Source organism: Microlunatus capsulatus (assembly GCF_017876495.1).
Lineage (GTDB): Bacteria > Actinomycetota > Actinomycetes > Propionibacteriales > Propionibacteriaceae > Microlunatus > Microlunatus capsulatus.
Window position 1 is genome coordinate 2,160,038 of record NZ_JAGIOB010000001.1, and the last position, 15,310, is coordinate 2,175,347.

A 15,310-nucleotide genomic window follows, 5' to 3' on the forward strand; every position below is an offset into this window, starting at 1 on the left:
GGTGCTGCGGTCAGTCATCGCTGTGCAGGGCCGTGCGGATGAGCGCGTCGGTGTCGGTGCCCTCGTCGTCGGGGTCGAACTCCCCGACCACGCGGCCGTTGCGCATCACGAGGATGCGGTGGCAGAGGGAGAGCAGCTCCTCGGCCTCGCTGGAGACCACCAGGACGCCCTTCCCTCGGGCCGCGACCCGGTGGATGATCTGGTAGATGTTCGCCCGGGCGCCGACGTCGATGCCCTTGGTCGGCTCGTCGAGGACGACGAAGTCGGGGTCGGCCTCCAGCCACTTGGCCACGACGACCTTCTGCTGGTTGCCGCCGCTGAGCGAGCTCGTGTAGGTCTTCGGCCCGCCCTTGACCTGGAACTCCTTGATCAGCTCGCGGATGCGCTTCTTCTCCCGCTTGCCGTCGACGACGCCGGCCTTCGACATCTGCGGGAGCACGACCAGGCTCATGTTCTCGCCGTTGTCGAAGTCCTTGACGAAGCCCTCGAGCCGGCGGTCCTCGGTGAGGTAGGCGATGCCCTTCTTGAGGGCGGTCCCCGGGGAGTCGAGCACGACCTCCTGGCCGCGGACCGTGATGGTGCCCTCGACCGCGCGCTTCTGGCCCGTGATGGTGCGGGCGACGGAGGACCGGCCGCTACCGACCAGCCCGTACAGGCCGACGATCTCGCCCGGGTTGACGTCGAACGAGACCCCCTTGGCCGTGCCGCCCCAGAGGTCGCGGACCGAGACCACCGGCTGGGCGTCGGTGACGTCGACCGCCTCGGGCCGGTCCAGCGCCTTCAGCGCCTGGCCGATCATCAGGGTGGTGATGGCGTCCGGGTCGGTCTCGGAGGTCTTGAGGACGTCGACGAGGCTGCCGTTGCGCAGCACCGCGATGCGGTCGCACATGGCGAACACCTCGTTGAGGCGGTGCGAGACGAAGATGATCGATGTCCCGGCCGCCTTCTCCCGCGCGACCAGGTCGAGGATGTCCTTGAAGTGCTCCTCGCTGGTGGAGGCCGTGGTCTCGTCCAGGATCATGATCTTGTGCTCGCTGACCGCGGCGCGGCTCAGGGAGAGCATCTGGCGCTGGCCGGGGCCGAGGTCGCCGGCGAGCTGGTTGGTGCGCAGGTGGCCCAGCCCGACGTCGCGGAGGACCTGCTTGGTCTCGGCGCTGTTGGTGTCCACCTTCTGCGCCCAGGGGCGGATGTCCTTGCCGCTGCGCAGCTTGTACAGCCAGACGTTCTCGCCGACGGTGAAGTCGTCGATGATCAGCGGCTCCTGGTGCATCATCAGCACCCCGGCCTGCTCCGCCTCGGCGGCGTTGCGCACCGGGTGGTCGTAGCCCGCGACCATGATCTCGCCGTCGGTCGGGGTCTCGACGCCGGCCAGCAGCTTCGCGAAGGTGGACTTGCCCGCGCCGTTGGCGCCGCAGATGGCGAGCACCTCCCCCCGGTAGCCCTCGAGGTCCACGCCGTCGAGGGCCTTCACGCCGGGGTAGTGCTTCTTGACCCCGACGGCCTTGAAGGCGAGCTTGCCCGCAGGCTCCCCGGCCCGCTCGTGCTCACGCTCTACCGCTACCACCGTCTGCTGCTCCCTCGCTCGCCGAACATGTGATGCAGCACACAGCCTGCCCTGGCAGAAGTCAACCACCGCCGCACCCTGGGCACGCGCCGACGCCGGACGACCGGGCACCGCACCGGCCCGGCCCGCGCGACGGTCGTGCCGCGCGGCCGACCGGGCCGGCTGCGGACTCTACCGACGCCCGCCGCGAGCGCTCCGGCGGGCCCTGCGCGAGGCCGGTCCGGTCCGGTCGGCTACCGGCCGACGGCGGCGGCCATCCGCTCGACGGCCTCGGTGAGCACCGCCGTCGAGGTCGCGAAGTTCAGCCGGACGTGGCCGGCGCCGCCGGTGCCGAAGTCGGGCCCGACGCCCAGCGCCACCCGGGCGTGCTCCAGGAAGAAGGCCGCCGGGTCGGCGGGCAGGTCCAGCGCCCGGCAGTCCAGCCAGGCCAGGTAGGTGGCCTGCGGCGGGGTCCACCGGAGCGCCGGGAGGTGCTCCGCCAGCAGCCGGCCCAGCAGGCGCTGCTGGGCGTCGAGGCCCGCGCGGTGCTCGGCCAGCCACTCCTGGCCCCCGCGCAGGGCCGCGGTGTGGGCGAGCACCCCCAGCGAGCTCGCGCCGTGCCCGACCACCTCGGGCATCGCGGCCAGCTCGGCGGCGGCGCCCGGCCCCGCGACCGCCAGCGCCGCCTTGAGGCCCGCCAGGTTCCAGGCCTTGGAGGCGGAGAAGACGACGAAGCCCCGCTCGGCGCCGGGCACGGCGAGGTAGGGGGTGAAGGCCGGCCCGTCGACGCGGGTGAGCGGGGCGTGGATCTCGTCCACCACCACCCGCACCCCGTGCCGCTCCGCCAGCGCGGCGACGGCGGCGAGCTCGGCGGCGGTGTGCACGGTGCCGGTGGGGTTGTGCGGGCTGGCCAGCAGCAGGGCCGCCCGGCGGCCGCCGGCGGCGGCGTCGGCGCAGGCGCGCTCCAGCGCGTCGAGGTCCAGCCGGCCGTCGACGCCCAGCGGGGCCTCCACGAGCCGGCGCCCGGTGTGGGTGACGAAGCCGGCGAAGGGCGGATAGACCGGCGGCACGATGACGACGGCGTCGCCCGGTCCCGTGACCAGGGCCAGCACCTCGACGACGCCGGTCATGACGTCGGCGACCAGCGCGGTCGCGGCGGGGTCGGGGCGCCAGCCCCAGGCAGCCTGCGCGGCGTCGGCGTAGGCCTCGGCGTAGCCCGGACCCCAGGGGTAGCCGGTGTCGCCGAGGTCGAGCGCCTCGTCGAGGGCGGCGCGCACGGCCGGCGCGGGCAGGGTGTCCATCTCGGCCACGAAGAGGGGCAGCACGTCGGGCGGGTACGCCCGCCACTTGAGGCTCTGCCGCCGCCGCAGCGCGTCCAGGCTCAGACGGTCGAAGGGCTGGGCGGGGTCGGTGGGCACGGGCCGACTCTGCCACCCGCGGGCCGGCGACCGGCCCGCGAGGTCAGTCCTGCTCGGTGGCCATCAGCACGAAGCCGGTGACGAACACCCCGACCGTGGCGAACATGGCGAGCACGCCGCCCACGACGCCGAAGCCGGGGGTGGGGATGTCGTTCACACCGCTGGTGGTCAGCATCATGACGACGCCGACGACGTACAGGGCCAGCGACAGCCCGCCGAGGACCAGCAGGACGATCGCTCGTCGCATCGTGTCTCGCTCTCTGTCCGGCGACCCGGGGGTCGTCCGTCGTCTTCGCCTCCGGAGCGCGGCCGGGCCGCGCGGGGATCACTCTAGCGGCTGGCCGTCGGGCACCGCCGCGGGGAGCGGGGTGTCCGCGCCGGCCCGCCGGGCCCGGCCGATGACGTCGGCGAGCGCCGCGTGCAGCCGCTCGGCGTCGGCCACGTCCAGCTGCAGCCGCTCCATCACGGTCCGGGGCACCGCGAGCGCCTGCTCCCGCAGGGCGGCCCCCGCCGGGGTGAGGGTCAGCCGCAGGGCGCGCTCGTCGCCCGGCTCGCGCCGCCGCTCGAGGTAGCCGACCGCCTCGAGCCGCTTGAGCAGCGGCGAGAGGGTCGCGGGCTCCAGGGCCAGCAGCCGGCCCAGCTCCCCCACCCGCAGCGGGGCGTGCTGCCACAGCGCCAGCATCACCAGGTACTGGGGGTGCGTCAGCCGCAGCGGCTCCAGCACCGGCCGGTAGATGCTGATCACGCTGCGGGAGGCCACGGCCAGGGCGAAGCAGACCTGGCGCTCGAGCTCGAGGAGGTCGGGCCCCTCCCCCACTCCGCCGCCCGCGCCAGCCCGGCCGGCGTCGCGCTCCGTGGCCGGGCTCACGTCGCCGGCGGGCTCCACCCGCTGTCGCTCCGCAGTCATGCTTAGTACACTAACAGTTCGTGGCCTCAGCACTCGGCGGGGCGCGGACCGACGGGAGTCGACGTGACGGAGAAGGTGGCCCGGGGTGACGGCTACTCGCTGCCCTACCGGATCTGGTGGGAGATCGAGTACACGCTGCTGCACGTGTTCGGACCGGCCTCGCTGGACGGCGACGCCGACCCGCGGGTGGCGATGAAGAAGGACCACGACCGGCGCAAGGCCCTCTGGCTGGAGCGACGGGCCGCCGCCAGGCGCTGAGCGGCCCGACCCGCCGGCGTCAGGTCGGCGGGGCCGACGACCGCTCGGCCGCCGCGCTCCGGCGGAGCAGCAGGCCCGGCAGGACACCGAGGGCGGCGACCACCACGGCCGTGAGCGCGGCCACGACGACGGCCACGGGCATCCCGACCACGACGTCGAAGACCAGCAGGACCGTGCCGACGAGCACCAGCCCGACCCCGAGCAGCACGAGCCGCAGGACCTGGTGCCCGACGGCGACGACCAACGTCTTGGCCCGGCGGCGGAAGAGCGCCCGGTGCAGGCTGACCGGCGCGAGCCCGAGCGCCGTCGTCAGCACGGCGACCACCACGAGCCGAGGTAGATCCGCTGCTGGTAGGTCTCGAGGTCGTCGAACCGGGGCTGAAACGCGACGGCCAGCAGGAAGCCGGTGAGCACCTGGGTGCCGGTCTGCGTCACCCGCAGCTCCTGCAGGATCTCGATCCAGTTCCGGTCCAGCCGCTGGTTCGGCGACTCCTCGCGGCCGTCGTCGGCCTCAGCCCCGGGCTCCCCCGGCTCCGGGCGGGTGGCACCCGTCGTCACCGCGGGACCACGGCCATCCGGTTGATCAGCTCCTCGAGGGAGTCCTCGAACTCGTTGTCGAAGGCGTCGAGGGACAGCTCCGGCGAGAGCTCCATGACCAGCGGGTAGGCGGCGAGGTCGTTGGTCTCGACGAACTCGATGTCGCTCGCCGCGTCCAGCCGCGGCTCCACCGCGTAGGTGGCCGACTCCAGCAGCAGGTGGCCCAGCAGGAACGTCGAGAAGGCGCGGTAGACCAGCACGCTGTCCTCGTTGCTGATCCCGTAGTGCCGCAGCCCCTGCAGGAAGGCTTCGACCCAGCGCAGGCTCCGCAGCGGCGGTCGCAGCCACGGCGCCGCCGGCGGCCGGCTGGCCACCAGCGGGAAGATCTTGGGGTGCTCCATGGCCATCGCCCGGACGCCGTGGGCCATCTGCTGGAGGAACTCCTGCCAGGTGCCCGGTCGCTGCAGCTCCATCGTGAGCCCGTACAGCTCGTCCATCACCGTCTCGACGACGCCGTCGAGCAGCTGGTCGCGGCCGGGCACGTAGCGGTAGAGCGCCATGGCCTCCACGCCCAGCTCGGCCCCGAGCCGGCGCATGGTCAGCCGCTCGCGGCCGTGCGCGTCGATGAAGCGGACGGCCTCGCGCAGGATCAGCAGGCGGTCCAGGGGGCGGCGGCCGCCCGGCGTGATCGCCTTCTCCGGCCCCGCCGCCGGTTGCGCACCGAGCGTGCCGGTGGGGCTCGGCTGCTGGGGCTGGTGCGGTGTCATGGGTCCCTCGCAGGTCTCGGCCGGGCTCGGCACCCGGCCGCGACCACTGCCGTCCCCGGCCCTCCACCCCGGCTGTTTACAAGGTAAACGACCCGGCCTACAGTGAGCGGAGACGACGCGGTCACTTCCTCGGAGCATAGTTCACGGCTCCGAGCCCCCTCGGCGCCCGGCTCCCGCCGGGCCTGCTGACCAGGGACGACGCGCCGCCGGTGCCGCGCGAACTCGTCGTGCGGCGGAGGTGAGGAGACCGACATGAGCGGACTGGGCGACAAGATCAAGGGCAAGGCCGAGGAGCTCGCGGGCGACGCCAAGGCCAAGGCCGGCGACGCCACCGACAACCGGGACCTGCAGGCCGAGGGCCACGGCGACCAGGCCTCAGGCAACGCCCGGCAGGCCGTCGGCGAGGTCAAGGACGCGGCGGACGACCTCAAGCGCTGACGTCCCCCGCTGACGCGGGCAGCACGCACGGCCTCCTCGTCGACGACGGGGAGGCCGTCCTGCGTCCGGCGCCGGTCGGGCCTCAGCCGGCCGCGCCGCCGCCGGAGATGTGCTCGATGATCGCCGTCGTGGAGACCGACGGGGTGCGCGGCAGGTAGATCACGCGGCAGACGTCGTTGAGGAAGTCGAACTTGCCGGTCCAGTCGTCGCCCATGACGAGGATGTCGGCCCGGTGCTCCAGCACGTACTCCCGCTTCTGCTCCAGGCTCTCCTCGACGAACACCGCGTCGACGACCTTGAGGTTGGACACGATCTCGGTCCGCTCGTCCTGGTCGAAGACCGGGTTGCGGCCCTTCTTGGAGAAGTTGAGCGCGTCGGAGGACACCCCGACCACCAGCCGGTCGCCCAGCGCCGCCGCGCGGTTCAGCACGCGGACGTGCCCGACGTGCAGCACGTCGAAGGTGCCGAAGGTGATCACGGTGGTCATGGTGGAGCTCCTGGCGGTGGGGGACGAGACGCCGACACCCTAGTGGCCGCGGCGCCCCGGCGGCTCGGGGCGCGAGACGGGCGGACCGGCGCGCGGTCGGGGTGGATAGCCCGACGACGTACATTGGCCCGGCCATGGCCCTGCTCCTCGACCTGACCCCGCTGCGCGCCAGCCCCCCGTTCCGGCGCCTGGTCATCGGCCTCGGCGTCTCGAACCTCGGCTCCCAGCTCACCGTCGTCGCCGTCGGCCTGCAGGTCTACGCGATCACCGGCTCGACGCTGTCGGTGGGCGTGCTCGGCATCTGCGCGCTCGTGCCGCTGGTGCTGCTCGGCCTCTACGGCGGCGCGCTGGTGGACGCCTACGACCGCCGGCGGGTGGCGCTCGCGTCGTCGCTGGGGCTGTGGGTGGTGACCATGGCCCTGGCCCTGCAGGCCTGGCTGCACGTGGACTCGGTCCTGCTGCTGTACGCGCTAGTCGCGGTCCAGTCGGCCGGGTTCGCCATCAACAACCCGGCCCGGACCTCGATCATCCCGCGGCTGGTCGAGCCGCGGATGCTGCCGGCGGCCAACGTCCTCACCACCATCGAGACCAACGTCGCCCTCACCGTCGGCCCGCTGCTCGGAGCCCTGCTGGTGGCCGTGTGGGACTTCGGGCCGGCCTACACCGTCGACGCCCTGCTCTTCACCTTCGCCCTGTGGGCGCTGTGGCGGCTGCCGGACCTGCCCCCGCTGACCGCCGACGGCTCGGCGCCCGAGCGCGGCAGCCGGCGCGGGTTCGCCTCCATCGTCGAGGGGCTGCACTACCTCGCGACCCGGCCCAACGTCCGGATGACCTTCGTGGTGGACATCATCGCCATGGTCTTCGCCATGCCCCGGGTGCTGTTCCCGGCCGTCGGCGTCCTGTTCCTCGGCGGCGGCGCCACGACGACGGGCCTGCTCAGCGCCGCCTACGCGATCGGCGCCGTGCTCGCCGGCGTCTTCTCCGGCGGGCTGGTGGGCCTGCGCCACCAGGGCCAGGTGATCACCGGCTCGATCCTCGCCTTCGGGGCCTCGGTGGCGGCGTTCGGGGTGGTCCTGGTCGTCGTCGGCCGCGACCAGCCCGCCCAGGTGCTCGTCGGCGCCCTCGTCGTGGCCATGGTGTTCCTCGCCCTGGCCGGCGGCTCGGACGCCGTCAGCTCGGTGTTCCGCCAGACGATCCTGCAGTCCGCGACGCCCGACCACATGCGGGGCCGGCTGCAGGGGGTGTTCATCGTCGTCGTCGCGGGCGGCCCCCGGCTGGGCGACCTCGTGCTGGGCGCGGAGTCCAGCTGGGTCGGCGAGGGCTGGGCGGCCGTCGTCGGCGGGCTGACCTGCATGGTCGTGCTGACCCTCGTCGTGGGGCTGCAGCGCCGCTTCCTGCGCTACGACGCGCTGGCCCCGACCCCCTAGGCGGGCCTCCCGGCCGTCTGAGACGGTGGGACCCCGGGGGCGGGCGAGGACCGCCGGCTCCCGGCCGGTCGGTCCCAGCGCACGGAGGAGCACGATGACCCAGCTCGCCAGCATGGGCGGCGACACCGCCGCCGACAACGAGGGCGGCACCGGCGGCGAGACCGTCGCCCCGGAGGCCTACACCCTCGGCGACGCCACCGGTCCGCTCGACCCGGACGCGCTGCGCCGGCTCGACGCCTGGTGGCGGGCGGCGAACTACCTCGCCGTCGGGCAGATCTACCTCAAGGACAACCCGCTGCTGCGCGAGCCGCTGCAGGCCGAGCACGTCAAGCCCCGCCTGCTCGGGCACTTCGGGACCGTGCCGGGCCTCAACCTCGTCTACGCCCACGCGAACCGGCTGATCCGCGACCGCGGGCTGAGCGCGGTCTTCGTCGCCGGCCCGGGCCACGGCGGCCCCGGGCCCAACGCCTGCGGCTGGATCGAGGGCACCTACTCCGAGCTCTACAGCCACATCCCCCGCGACGCCGAGGGCATGCAGGCGTTCTTCCACCAGTTCTCCTACCCCGGCGGGGTTCCCAGCCACGCCGCGCCCGAGACCCCGGGCTCCTTCCACGAGGGCGGCGAGCTGGGCTACTCGCTGCTGCACGCCTTCGGCGCCGCCCTGGACAATCCCGACCTCACCGTCTTCTGCGTCGTCGGCGACGGCGAGGCCGAGACCGGGCCGCTGGCCGGCAGCTGGCACGCCAACAAGTTCGTCAACCCCGCCCGCGACGGCGCCGTGGTGCCGGTGCTGGCCCTCAACGAGTACAAGATCGCCAACCCGACGCTGCTGGCCCGGATCCCGCAGGAGGAGCTGGAGACGCTGCTGCGCGGCTACGGCTACGAGCCGCACGTGGTCGCCGGCTCCGACCCGGCGCAGGTGCACCAGGACATGGCCGCCGCGATGGAGGCGTGCCTGGACGGCATCGCCGAGATCCAGCGGGTCGCCCGGGCGGCCGGCGGCGACGCCGGCCCCGAGGACGGCCGCCGCCGCTGGCCGATGATCGTCATGCGCACCCCCAAGGGCTGGACCTGCCCGCCGGTGGTCGACGGCCAGCAGGTCGAGGGCACGTTCCGGGCGCACCAGGTGCCGCTGCCCGCGGCCCGCACCGACGGCACGCACCGGGCGGTGCTGGAGCAGTGGCTGCGCTCCTACCGGCCCGAGGAGCTGTTCGACGAGGACGGGGCGCCGGTCGCGGAGCTGCTGGAGCAGAACCCCGAGGGCGACGCCCGGATGAGCGCCAACCCCGTCGCCAACGGCGGGCTGCTGCTGCGCGACCTGCGGCTGCCGGACTGGCGCGACTTCGGCGTCGAGGTCGGCACCCCCGGCTCGACGGACCACGAGGCCACCCGGGTGCTGGGCCGCTGGCTGGCCGAGGTCACCCGGCTGAACCCGACGAGCTTCCTCACCTTCGCCCCCGACGAGCTGGCCTCCAACCGGCTGCAGGACATCCTCGACGTCACCGGCCGCAGCTGGCAGGCCGAGATCGGGGAGTTCGACGAGCGGCTGGACCGGCAGGGCCGGGTGGTGGAGGTGCTCAGCGAGCACATGTGCCAGGGCCTGCTCGAGGGCTACCTGCTGACCGGGCGGCACGGCCTGTTCACCTGCTACGAGGCCTTCATCCACATCGTCGACTCGATGTTCAACCAGCACGCCAAGTGGCTGCAGGCCAGCGCCGAGGTCGACTGGCGCCGCCCGATCGCCAGCTTCAACTACCTGCTGTCCAGCCACGTCTGGCGCCAGGACCACAACGGGTTCACCCACCAGGACCCGGGCTTCCTCGACGTCGTGCTCAACAAGAAGCCCGAGATCGTCCGGGTCTACCTGCCGCCGGACGCCAACACCCTGCTCTCGACCTACGACCACTGCCTGCGCTCGCGGCACTACGTCAACGTCGTCGTGGCCGGCAAGCAGCCGCAGGCCGACTGGCTGGGGGTGCAGGACGCGGCCCTGCACTGCGCCCGCGGCGCCGGGATCTGGGAGTGGGCGGGCCACGGCGACGAGACGGGCAGCGACCCCGACGTCGTGCTGGCCTGCGCGGGCGAGATCCCGACGCTGGAGACCCTCGCCGCCGCCGCCCTCCTGCGCGAGCGGCTGCCGGACCTGCGGGTCCGGGTGGTCAACGTCGTCGACCTCATGCGGCTGCTGCCGGAGTCCGAGCACCCGCACGGGCTGCCGGACTCGGAGTTCGACACCCTCTTCACCGCCGACAAGCCGGTGATCTTCGCCTTCCACGGCTACCCCTGGCTGGTGCACCGGCTCACCTACCGCCGGACCAACCACGCGCAGCTGCACGTCCGCGGCTACAAGGAGAACGGCACGACGACGACGCCGTTCGACATGGTGATGCTCAACGACCTCGACCGGTACCACCTGGTCGTCGACGTCATCGACCGCGTGCCCGCGCTGCGCTCCCGGGCGGCGGGGCTGCGCCAGGAGATGGTCGACACCCGGCTGCGGGCGCGGACCTGGACCCGCGAGCACGGCGTCGACCTGCCCGAGGTGGCGGAGTGGACGTGGCCGGGCGCGACCGGGCAGGCCTGACGCGGGGGCGGGGTCAGCGCGCGACGTCGTCCCGGGCGTCGTCGGGGTCGCGGAGCGAGCTGAGGTCGCGGTACCAGCGCGGCAGCACGTGGGCCGCCTGCAGGTCGGCGACGTAGCGGGCGCTGGCCGCGCCGAAGACGACGTCGCCGCCCAGCCCCGGCTCGGCCGAGAGGAGCGCGCCGACGGCGTCGGTGGCCGCCAGGTCCTCGCGCCGCGGCTCGGCGCCCAGCTGCTCGTCGAACCAGCGGCCGCCCTCCTCGCTGCCGCCGAGGCGGCGGTGGCCGCGGGCCAAGCGGGCCGTCGCCAGCGGGGCCATCACCTCGGTGCACGCGAGGTGGCCCAGCGCGGCGCCCCGCCAGCGCCGCTGCAGGCCCAGCAGGGTGACGAGGTTGGTGGTCAGCAGCGTCACCCCGGGCAGCCGGTCGACGTGCTCCCCGTAGCCGGTGCCCAGCCCCCAGGACCGCAGCAGCTCCCGGTACAGCTCGGCGCGCATCAGCGGCAGCCGGCCGCGTCCCCAGGTCTGCGCCTCCAGCTCGGCCAGCGCCACCTTGGGCTCCCCCGAGAGCCGCGGCAGCGTCCAGGCGTAGCCGTCGCCGGCCCGCAGCTCGGCGGGGGCGCGGTGCACCAGCAGCTCGCGCAGCTGCTCGGCGGTGCCCTCGCGCACCAGGTGCTCCGCCGGGGAGGCGGTGAGGTCGTCGCGGCGGCCGAGGGCGACGACGCGGGAGACGGTCGCCTCCAGCCCGCGCTGGCGCAGGCTGTGCGGCGCGCCGACCTCGCTCTCCAGTGCGGCCAGCACCAGCTGCTCCCACTCCTGCCGGGCGCGCAGCAGGTCGGGCTGCCACTCCCACTCCTCCGGCACGCCGGCCAGGCCGCGGTGGTGCAGCTCGTAGACGCAGTGCAGCGCCAGCTGGAGGTCGTCGTCGGCCAGCGCCTCGCCCAGCAGGCCGTCCCACCACAGGGCGTCGCCCACCCGGACCTCCCAGGGGCGGCGCCGGAGCAGGTGCAGCAGGGCGGCGCTGACGGGCCCGCGCGGGGCGGGGAGCGGGGCGGGCGGGTCCACGACGGCGGCGGTGCCGGCGGGAACGGCCGGGGCGGCGGTCGGGTGGTCGGGGGGTGCCACGCGGACGTCCTCTCGGGGGAGTCCCGGCCGAGGGCGGGTCCCGGGCGCAGAAGGGCAGACCGCCCGGCGACCGGGTGGGGAGCCGGCGCAGCCGCGCCGGTCCGGGCCGGGGTCACCGGCCCGCTGCCCCCTCCGTGCTGAAGAGGCGTGGGGTCAGGTTAGCGCGGTCGCGCCGCGGAGGACGCGACGCGGATGTCGCCGGGAGCGGAACCCGCCCGGGGCACCGGTCAGGAGGCGGCGTCGACCTGGAAGGGGGCCGGGGCCTCCGCCAGCGCGGGGTCGGCCGCCGCGACCACCTGGCCGGCGGCGGCGTGCAGCCGGATGTTGTAGTTCTGCGAGTAGCGGCGGAGCAGGTCGAAGGCCGCGTCGGCGCTGCTGCCGTTGCGCTCCATGAGCATCCCGAGCGCCATGTCGATCCGGCGCCGGCGGTCCATCGCCGCCGCCCGGTCGTCGAGCTCGCGCGCCTGCCGCACCAGGTGCAGGGCCAGCCCGATGCCGCCGGCCACGTCCAGCGCCGTCCGCTCGACGAGCTCGCGCTGGGCGGCGCTGACGCCGTCGAGCCGGGAGTCGTAGACCTTGAGCACCGCCGCCGGCCGGTCGTCGACGTGCACCGGGACCGAGAGGCAGCAGGCGGCGCCGCGGGCGGCGGCCCGGGGTCCGTAGTCGCCCCACCGGTCGTCGGCACCGAGGTCGGGGACGTAGAGGCCCTCACCCGACTGCAGCGCGTGCAGGCACGGACCGGTCCCGATGGAGTACTGCAGCAGGTCGACCTCCAGCGCCAGGTCGCTGCTGGAGCCGATGGTGATCGGCGTGGTGTCGAGGCCGAAGGTGACGGCCACCCCCGCCACGTCGCCCAGCTTGGCGGCCGTGCGGCCGGCCAGGTCCTCGAGGTAGTCCACCAGCAGCGGCACCAGGGCGTGCGCGGCCGCGCCGTCCTCGTCCTGCTGCACCTGACCCGTACCCGCCACCCACGTCCTCCTCGCGTCTCGAACCGCGCCAGCATGCCAGACGCGGACCAACGCGGCGGCCACCGCGGGCGGCGGCTCAGCCCCGCGCGGCGCCGGCCAGCTCGGCGAGGACGGCGGCCAGCTGGTCCAGTCCGTGGTCCAGCTGCTCCTCGGTGATGACCAGCGGCAGGGCGAGCCGCAGGGTGGAGCCGTGGGTGTCCTTGGCCAGCACGTGCCGGCGGGCGAGCGCCTCGCAGACCTCGCGCCCCGTGGCCAGGGCCGGGTCGACGTCCACGCCGGCCCAGAGGCCGCGCACCCGGACCGCCACCAGGCCGTGCCCCACCATCGCCTCCAGCCGGGCGCGCATCCGCTCCCCCAGCCGGGTGGCCCGCTGCTGGGGCTCACCGGTGGCGAGCAGCTCGACGACGGCGCGGCCGACGGCGCAGGCCAGCGGGTTGCCGCCGAAGGTGCTGCCGTGCTGGCCCGGCCGGAGCACGCCCAGCACGTCGCGGTCGGCGACGACGGCCGAGACGGGCACGATGCCGCCGCCGAGCGCCTTGCCCAGCAGGTACACGTCGGGCACGACGCCCTCGTGCTCGCAGGCCAGCGTCGTCCCCGTGCGGCCCAGGCCGGACTGGATCTCGTCGGCGATGAACAGCACCCGCCGGGCCCGCGTCACCTCGCGGACGCCGGCCAGGTAGCCCGGCGGCGGGATCCGGACGCCGGCCTCGCCCTGGATCGGCTCCAGCAGCACCGCCACCACGTCGTCGGTCAGCGCCGCCTCCAGCGCGGCCAGGTCACCGTAGGGGACGGTGACGAAGCCCGGGGTGTAGGGCCCGAAGTGGTCGCGGGCGTCCGGGTCGTCGGAGAAGCTGACGATCGTCGTGGTCCGGCCGTGGAAGTTGCCGCTGGCGACGACGATCGTGGCCCGCCCGTCGGGCACGCCCTTGACCTCGTAGCCCCACTTGCGGGCGACCTTGACCGCGGACTCCACCGCCTCCGCCCCGGTGTTCATCGGCAGCACCACCTCCTTGCCGACCAGGGCCGCGAGCGCCTCGGCGAACGGGGCCAGCTGGTCGTGGTGGAAGGCGCGGGAGGTCAGCGTGACGCGGTCCAGCTGCGCGCGCGCGGCGGCGAGCAGCGCGGGGTGGCCGTGGCCGAAGTTGGTGGCGGAGTAGGCCGAGAGGAAGTCGAGGTGCTCGACGCCGTCGACGTCGGTGAGCACGGCGCCGGAGCCGGAGGCGACCACCACCCCCAACGGGTGGTAGTTGTGCGCCACGTGGGCGTCCTCGGCCGCCAGCAGGGCCGCGGCCGGCGAGGGCGCGGGGCGGTCGGGCGTACGGGTGCGCTCGTCGAGGACGGTCATCGCGGGGTACCTCCGGAGGGGGTGGTGGGACGGGTGGGTCGGATCTCCTGCGTGCAGCACTTGACGCCGCCGCCGCCCAGGAGCAGCTCGGAGACGTCGACCTCGACGGGGCGGTAGCCGGCGGCGGCCAGCGCGCCGACGAGGTGCGGGGCGCCGGCGGGCAGCCAGACGTGCAGGCCGTCGCTGACGGCGTTGAGGCCCAGGCACGCCGCGTCGGCCGCGGTGGCCAGCACGGCGTCGGGGAACAGCGCGGCCAGCCGCTGCCGGCTGGCCGGGCTGAAGGCGGCCGGGTGGTAGGCGATGTGGTCGGCGCGGTCGTCGAGCACCGTGAGCGCGACGTCGAGGTGGTAGTAGACCGGGCTGACCAGCTCGAGGCTGACGACCTCCCGGCCGGTCAGCCGGGCGAGCTCGGCGTGGGCGTCGGGGCTGGTCCGGAAGCCGTGGCCGGCCAGCACGCGGTCGGACAGCACGGCGAAGTCGCCCTCGGCCTCGTTGACGGCGACCGGGGCGGTGACGACGCCGGAGCCGCCCAGCCGGGCGGCGTGCCAGGCGCCGTGGGACGCGGCCTCGGCAGCCCGCTGCGGGGTGGCGAAGCGCGCCTGCAGGACGTGGCCGTCGACGACGGTGGCGCCGTTGGCGGCGAACACCATGTCGGGCAGGCCCTCGACGGGGTCCAGCAGGTCGACGCGGTGGCCGGCCGCGCGGTAGGCCTCCACCAGGGCGCTCCACTGGGCCAGCGCCCGGCCGCGGTCGACCGGGGCGCCCGGGTGCATCCACGGGTTGATGGCGTAGAGGACGTCGAAGGAGGTGGGCGGGCACATCAGGTAGTGCCGCGGCGAGGCCCGCCGCAGGGCGGCCTCCGGCCGGGTCAGCACGCTCGACGTCATGGGCCGAGTTTAGGTCGACTCTTGCGCAACACATGGTCCGCGATGTAGGAACTTGGGGTGCATCCATTGCGTCTTGATGACCTCGACCGCAACATCATTGCTCGCCTGGTCGAGAACGGCCGCGAGAGCTTCGCCGCCCTCGGCACCCGCGTCGGGCTGTCCACGGCGGCCACCAAGCGGCGGGTCGACCGGCTGCGCGCCGAGGGCGTCATCCGCCGGTTCACCGCCGAGATCGAGCCGACGGCGCTGGGCTGGACGATCGAGGCGTTCGTCGAGCTGTACTGCGAGGGCCGCGTCCCCCCGGACGGGATGCGCGAGCTGGCCCTCAGCATCCCCGAGGTCAGCGAGGCCTACACCGTCACCGGCGAGGCCGACGGCATCCTGCTGGTGCGCGCCTCCGACGCGGCCCACTTCGAGAAGGTGCTGGGGGTCATCCGCAACCACCCGGGCGTCAGCCGCACCCGCTCGGCCGTCGTCCTCTCGCACCTGTAGGTCACAACTCGGCAGCCCGGGCCCGACCCCGGCGGCGGAGGTGGCAGGATCGTCGGCGGACCCGCCCCCGCGGGTCACGACGGAAGATCCCGGCGCGCGATGCGTTAGGTTCTCACGCGCCGCAGGTCGTGC

15 protein-coding genes and 1 pseudogene are annotated in these 15,310 nt (G+C 74.4%); 5 read left to right on the plus strand and 11 right to left on the minus strand.

The genetic code is table 11. The features are described 5' to 3' along the window. Nucleotides 1-10: 10 nt before the first annotated feature. The 4 genes from JOF54_RS09945 to JOF54_RS09960 form a co-directional block, all read right to left on the minus strand. Nucleotides 11-1,564: a sugar ABC transporter ATP-binding protein gene (locus JOF54_RS09945; protein ID WP_307804013.1), complete on the minus strand. Its 1,554-nt coding sequence runs from the start codon at nt 1,562-1,564 to the stop codon at nt 11-13. 233 nt (nt 1,565-1,797) lie between these two features. Further along, complete coding sequence (locus JOF54_RS09950) at nt 1,798-2,961, minus strand: MalY/PatB family protein (protein ID WP_210055226.1); 1,164 nt, start codon at nt 2,959-2,961, stop codon at nt 1,798-1,800. Nucleotides 2,962-3,004: 43 nt separating this feature from the next. Beyond that, nucleotides 3,005-3,208, minus strand: a complete 204-nt coding sequence (locus JOF54_RS09955) for a hypothetical protein (protein WP_210055228.1) — start codon at nt 3,206-3,208, stop codon at nt 3,005-3,007. 78 nt (nt 3,209-3,286) lie between these two features. Beyond that, complete coding sequence (locus JOF54_RS09960) at nt 3,287-3,868, minus strand: MarR family winged helix-turn-helix transcriptional regulator (RefSeq protein ID WP_210055230.1); 582 nt, start codon at nt 3,866-3,868, stop codon at nt 3,287-3,289. Nucleotides 3,869-3,931: 63 nt separating this feature from the next. Here JOF54_RS09960 and JOF54_RS09965 point away from each other — a divergent pair, with 63 nt between their 5' ends. Then, the gene (locus JOF54_RS09965; RefSeq protein WP_210055232.1) at nt 3,932-4,126 is read left to right on the plus strand and encodes a hypothetical protein; all 195 of its coding nucleotides are present in this window, start codon (nt 3,932-3,934) and stop codon (nt 4,124-4,126) included. Nucleotides 4,127-4,145: 19 nt separating this feature from the next. On the opposite strand, the pseudogene JOF54_RS09970 reads toward JOF54_RS09965, so the two are convergent. Beyond that, nucleotides 4,146-4,684 (minus strand): annotated as a pseudogene (locus JOF54_RS09970) (DUF6328 family protein). After that, complete coding sequence (locus JOF54_RS09980; RefSeq protein WP_210055237.1) at nt 4,681-5,430, minus strand: TetR/AcrR family transcriptional regulator; 750 nt, start codon at nt 5,428-5,430, stop codon at nt 4,681-4,683. Before JOF54_RS09980 ends, JOF54_RS09970 begins: the two are co-directional and overlap by 4 nt. Nucleotides 5,431-5,682: 252 nt before the next feature. Here JOF54_RS09980 and JOF54_RS09985 point away from each other — a divergent pair, with 252 nt between their 5' ends. After that, the gene (locus JOF54_RS09985; protein ID WP_210055239.1) at nt 5,683-5,868 is read left to right on the plus strand and encodes a CsbD family protein; all 186 of its coding nucleotides are present in this window, start codon (nt 5,683-5,685) and stop codon (nt 5,866-5,868) included. An 82-nt stretch (nt 5,869-5,950) separates the two neighbouring features. Here JOF54_RS09985 and JOF54_RS09990 read toward each other — a convergent pair whose 3' ends face one another. Continuing rightward, nucleotides 5,951-6,355, minus strand: a complete 405-nt coding sequence (locus JOF54_RS09990; protein WP_210055241.1) for an FAD synthase family protein — start codon at nt 6,353-6,355, stop codon at nt 5,951-5,953. Between the two features lie 134 nt (nt 6,356-6,489). Between JOF54_RS09990 and JOF54_RS09995 the strand changes: the two genes are divergently transcribed. Together JOF54_RS09995 and JOF54_RS10000 are read left to right on the plus strand one after the other, a co-directional pair. Next, nucleotides 6,490-7,782: an MFS transporter gene (locus JOF54_RS09995; RefSeq protein ID WP_210055243.1), complete on the plus strand. Its 1,293-nt coding sequence runs from the start codon at nt 6,490-6,492 to the stop codon at nt 7,780-7,782. A 94-nt stretch (nt 7,783-7,876) separates the two neighbouring features. Beyond that, nucleotides 7,877-10,366, plus strand: coding sequence for a phosphoketolase family protein (locus JOF54_RS10000; protein WP_245358038.1), 2,490 nt, complete (start codon nt 7,877-7,879; stop codon nt 10,364-10,366). 13 nt (nt 10,367-10,379) lie between these two features. On the opposite strand, the gene JOF54_RS21910 is transcribed toward JOF54_RS10000, so the two are convergent. The 4 genes from JOF54_RS21910 to ddaH form a co-directional block, all read right to left on the minus strand. Next, nucleotides 10,380-11,486, minus strand: coding sequence for an iron-containing redox enzyme family protein (locus JOF54_RS21910; RefSeq protein WP_210055245.1), 1,107 nt, complete (start codon nt 11,484-11,486; stop codon nt 10,380-10,382). A gap of 227 nt (nt 11,487-11,713) precedes the next feature. After that, nucleotides 11,714-12,454, minus strand: a complete 741-nt coding sequence (locus JOF54_RS10010) for a GAF and ANTAR domain-containing protein (protein WP_210055247.1) — start codon at nt 12,452-12,454, stop codon at nt 11,714-11,716. Between the two features lie 76 nt (nt 12,455-12,530). Continuing rightward, the gene (gene rocD, locus JOF54_RS10015; RefSeq protein ID WP_210055249.1) at nt 12,531-13,799 is read right to left on the minus strand and encodes an ornithine--oxo-acid transaminase; all 1,269 of its coding nucleotides are present in this window, start codon (nt 13,797-13,799) and stop codon (nt 12,531-12,533) included. After that, a complete protein-coding gene (ddaH, locus tag JOF54_RS10020) occupies nt 13,796-14,686 on the minus strand; it encodes a dimethylargininase (RefSeq protein WP_210055250.1) in 891 nt (296 codons plus the stop codon). Before ddaH ends, rocD begins: the two co-directional genes overlap by 4 nt. Before the next feature lie 57 nt (nt 14,687-14,743). Here ddaH and JOF54_RS10025 point away from each other — a divergent pair, with 57 nt between their 5' ends. After that, nucleotides 14,744-15,178 carry an Lrp/AsnC family transcriptional regulator gene (locus tag JOF54_RS10025; RefSeq protein WP_307804017.1) on the plus strand — a complete coding sequence of 145 codons (435 nt, stop codon included), beginning with the start codon at nt 14,744-14,746 and terminating at the stop codon, nt 15,176-15,178. Nucleotides 15,179-15,310: the final 132 nt, after the last annotated feature.

Excerpts from the sequence above, each read along its gene's own strand:
- rocD (WP_210055249.1), bottom strand. The coding sequence starts at position 13,799 with ATGACCGTCCTCGACGAGCGCACCCGTACGCCCGACCGCCCCGCGCCC.
- JOF54_RS09980 (WP_210055237.1), bottom strand. The coding sequence starts at position 5,430 with ATGACACCGCACCAGCCCCAGCAGCCGAGCCCCACCGGCACGCTCGGT.
- JOF54_RS09960 (WP_210055230.1), bottom strand. The coding sequence starts at position 3,868 with ATGACTGCGGAGCGACAGCGGGTGGAGCCCGCCGGCGACGTGAGCCCG.
- JOF54_RS09955 (WP_210055228.1), bottom strand. The coding sequence starts at position 3,208 with ATGCGACGAGCGATCGTCCTGCTGGTCCTCGGCGGGCTGTCGCTGGCC.
- JOF54_RS09985 (WP_210055239.1), top strand. The coding sequence starts at position 5,683 with ATGAGCGGACTGGGCGACAAGATCAAGGGCAAGGCCGAGGAGCTCGCG.
- JOF54_RS09990 (WP_210055241.1), bottom strand. The coding sequence starts at position 6,355 with ATGACCACCGTGATCACCTTCGGCACCTTCGACGTGCTGCACGTCGGG.
- JOF54_RS10000 (WP_245358038.1), top strand. The coding sequence starts at position 7,877 with ATGACCCAGCTCGCCAGCATGGGCGGCGACACCGCCGCCGACAACGAG.
- ddaH (WP_210055250.1), bottom strand. The coding sequence starts at position 14,686 with ATGACGTCGAGCGTGCTGACCCGGCCGGAGGCCGCCCTGCGGCGGGCC.
- JOF54_RS09995 (WP_210055243.1), top strand. The coding sequence starts at position 6,490 with ATGGCCCTGCTCCTCGACCTGACCCCGCTGCGCGCCAGCCCCCCGTTC.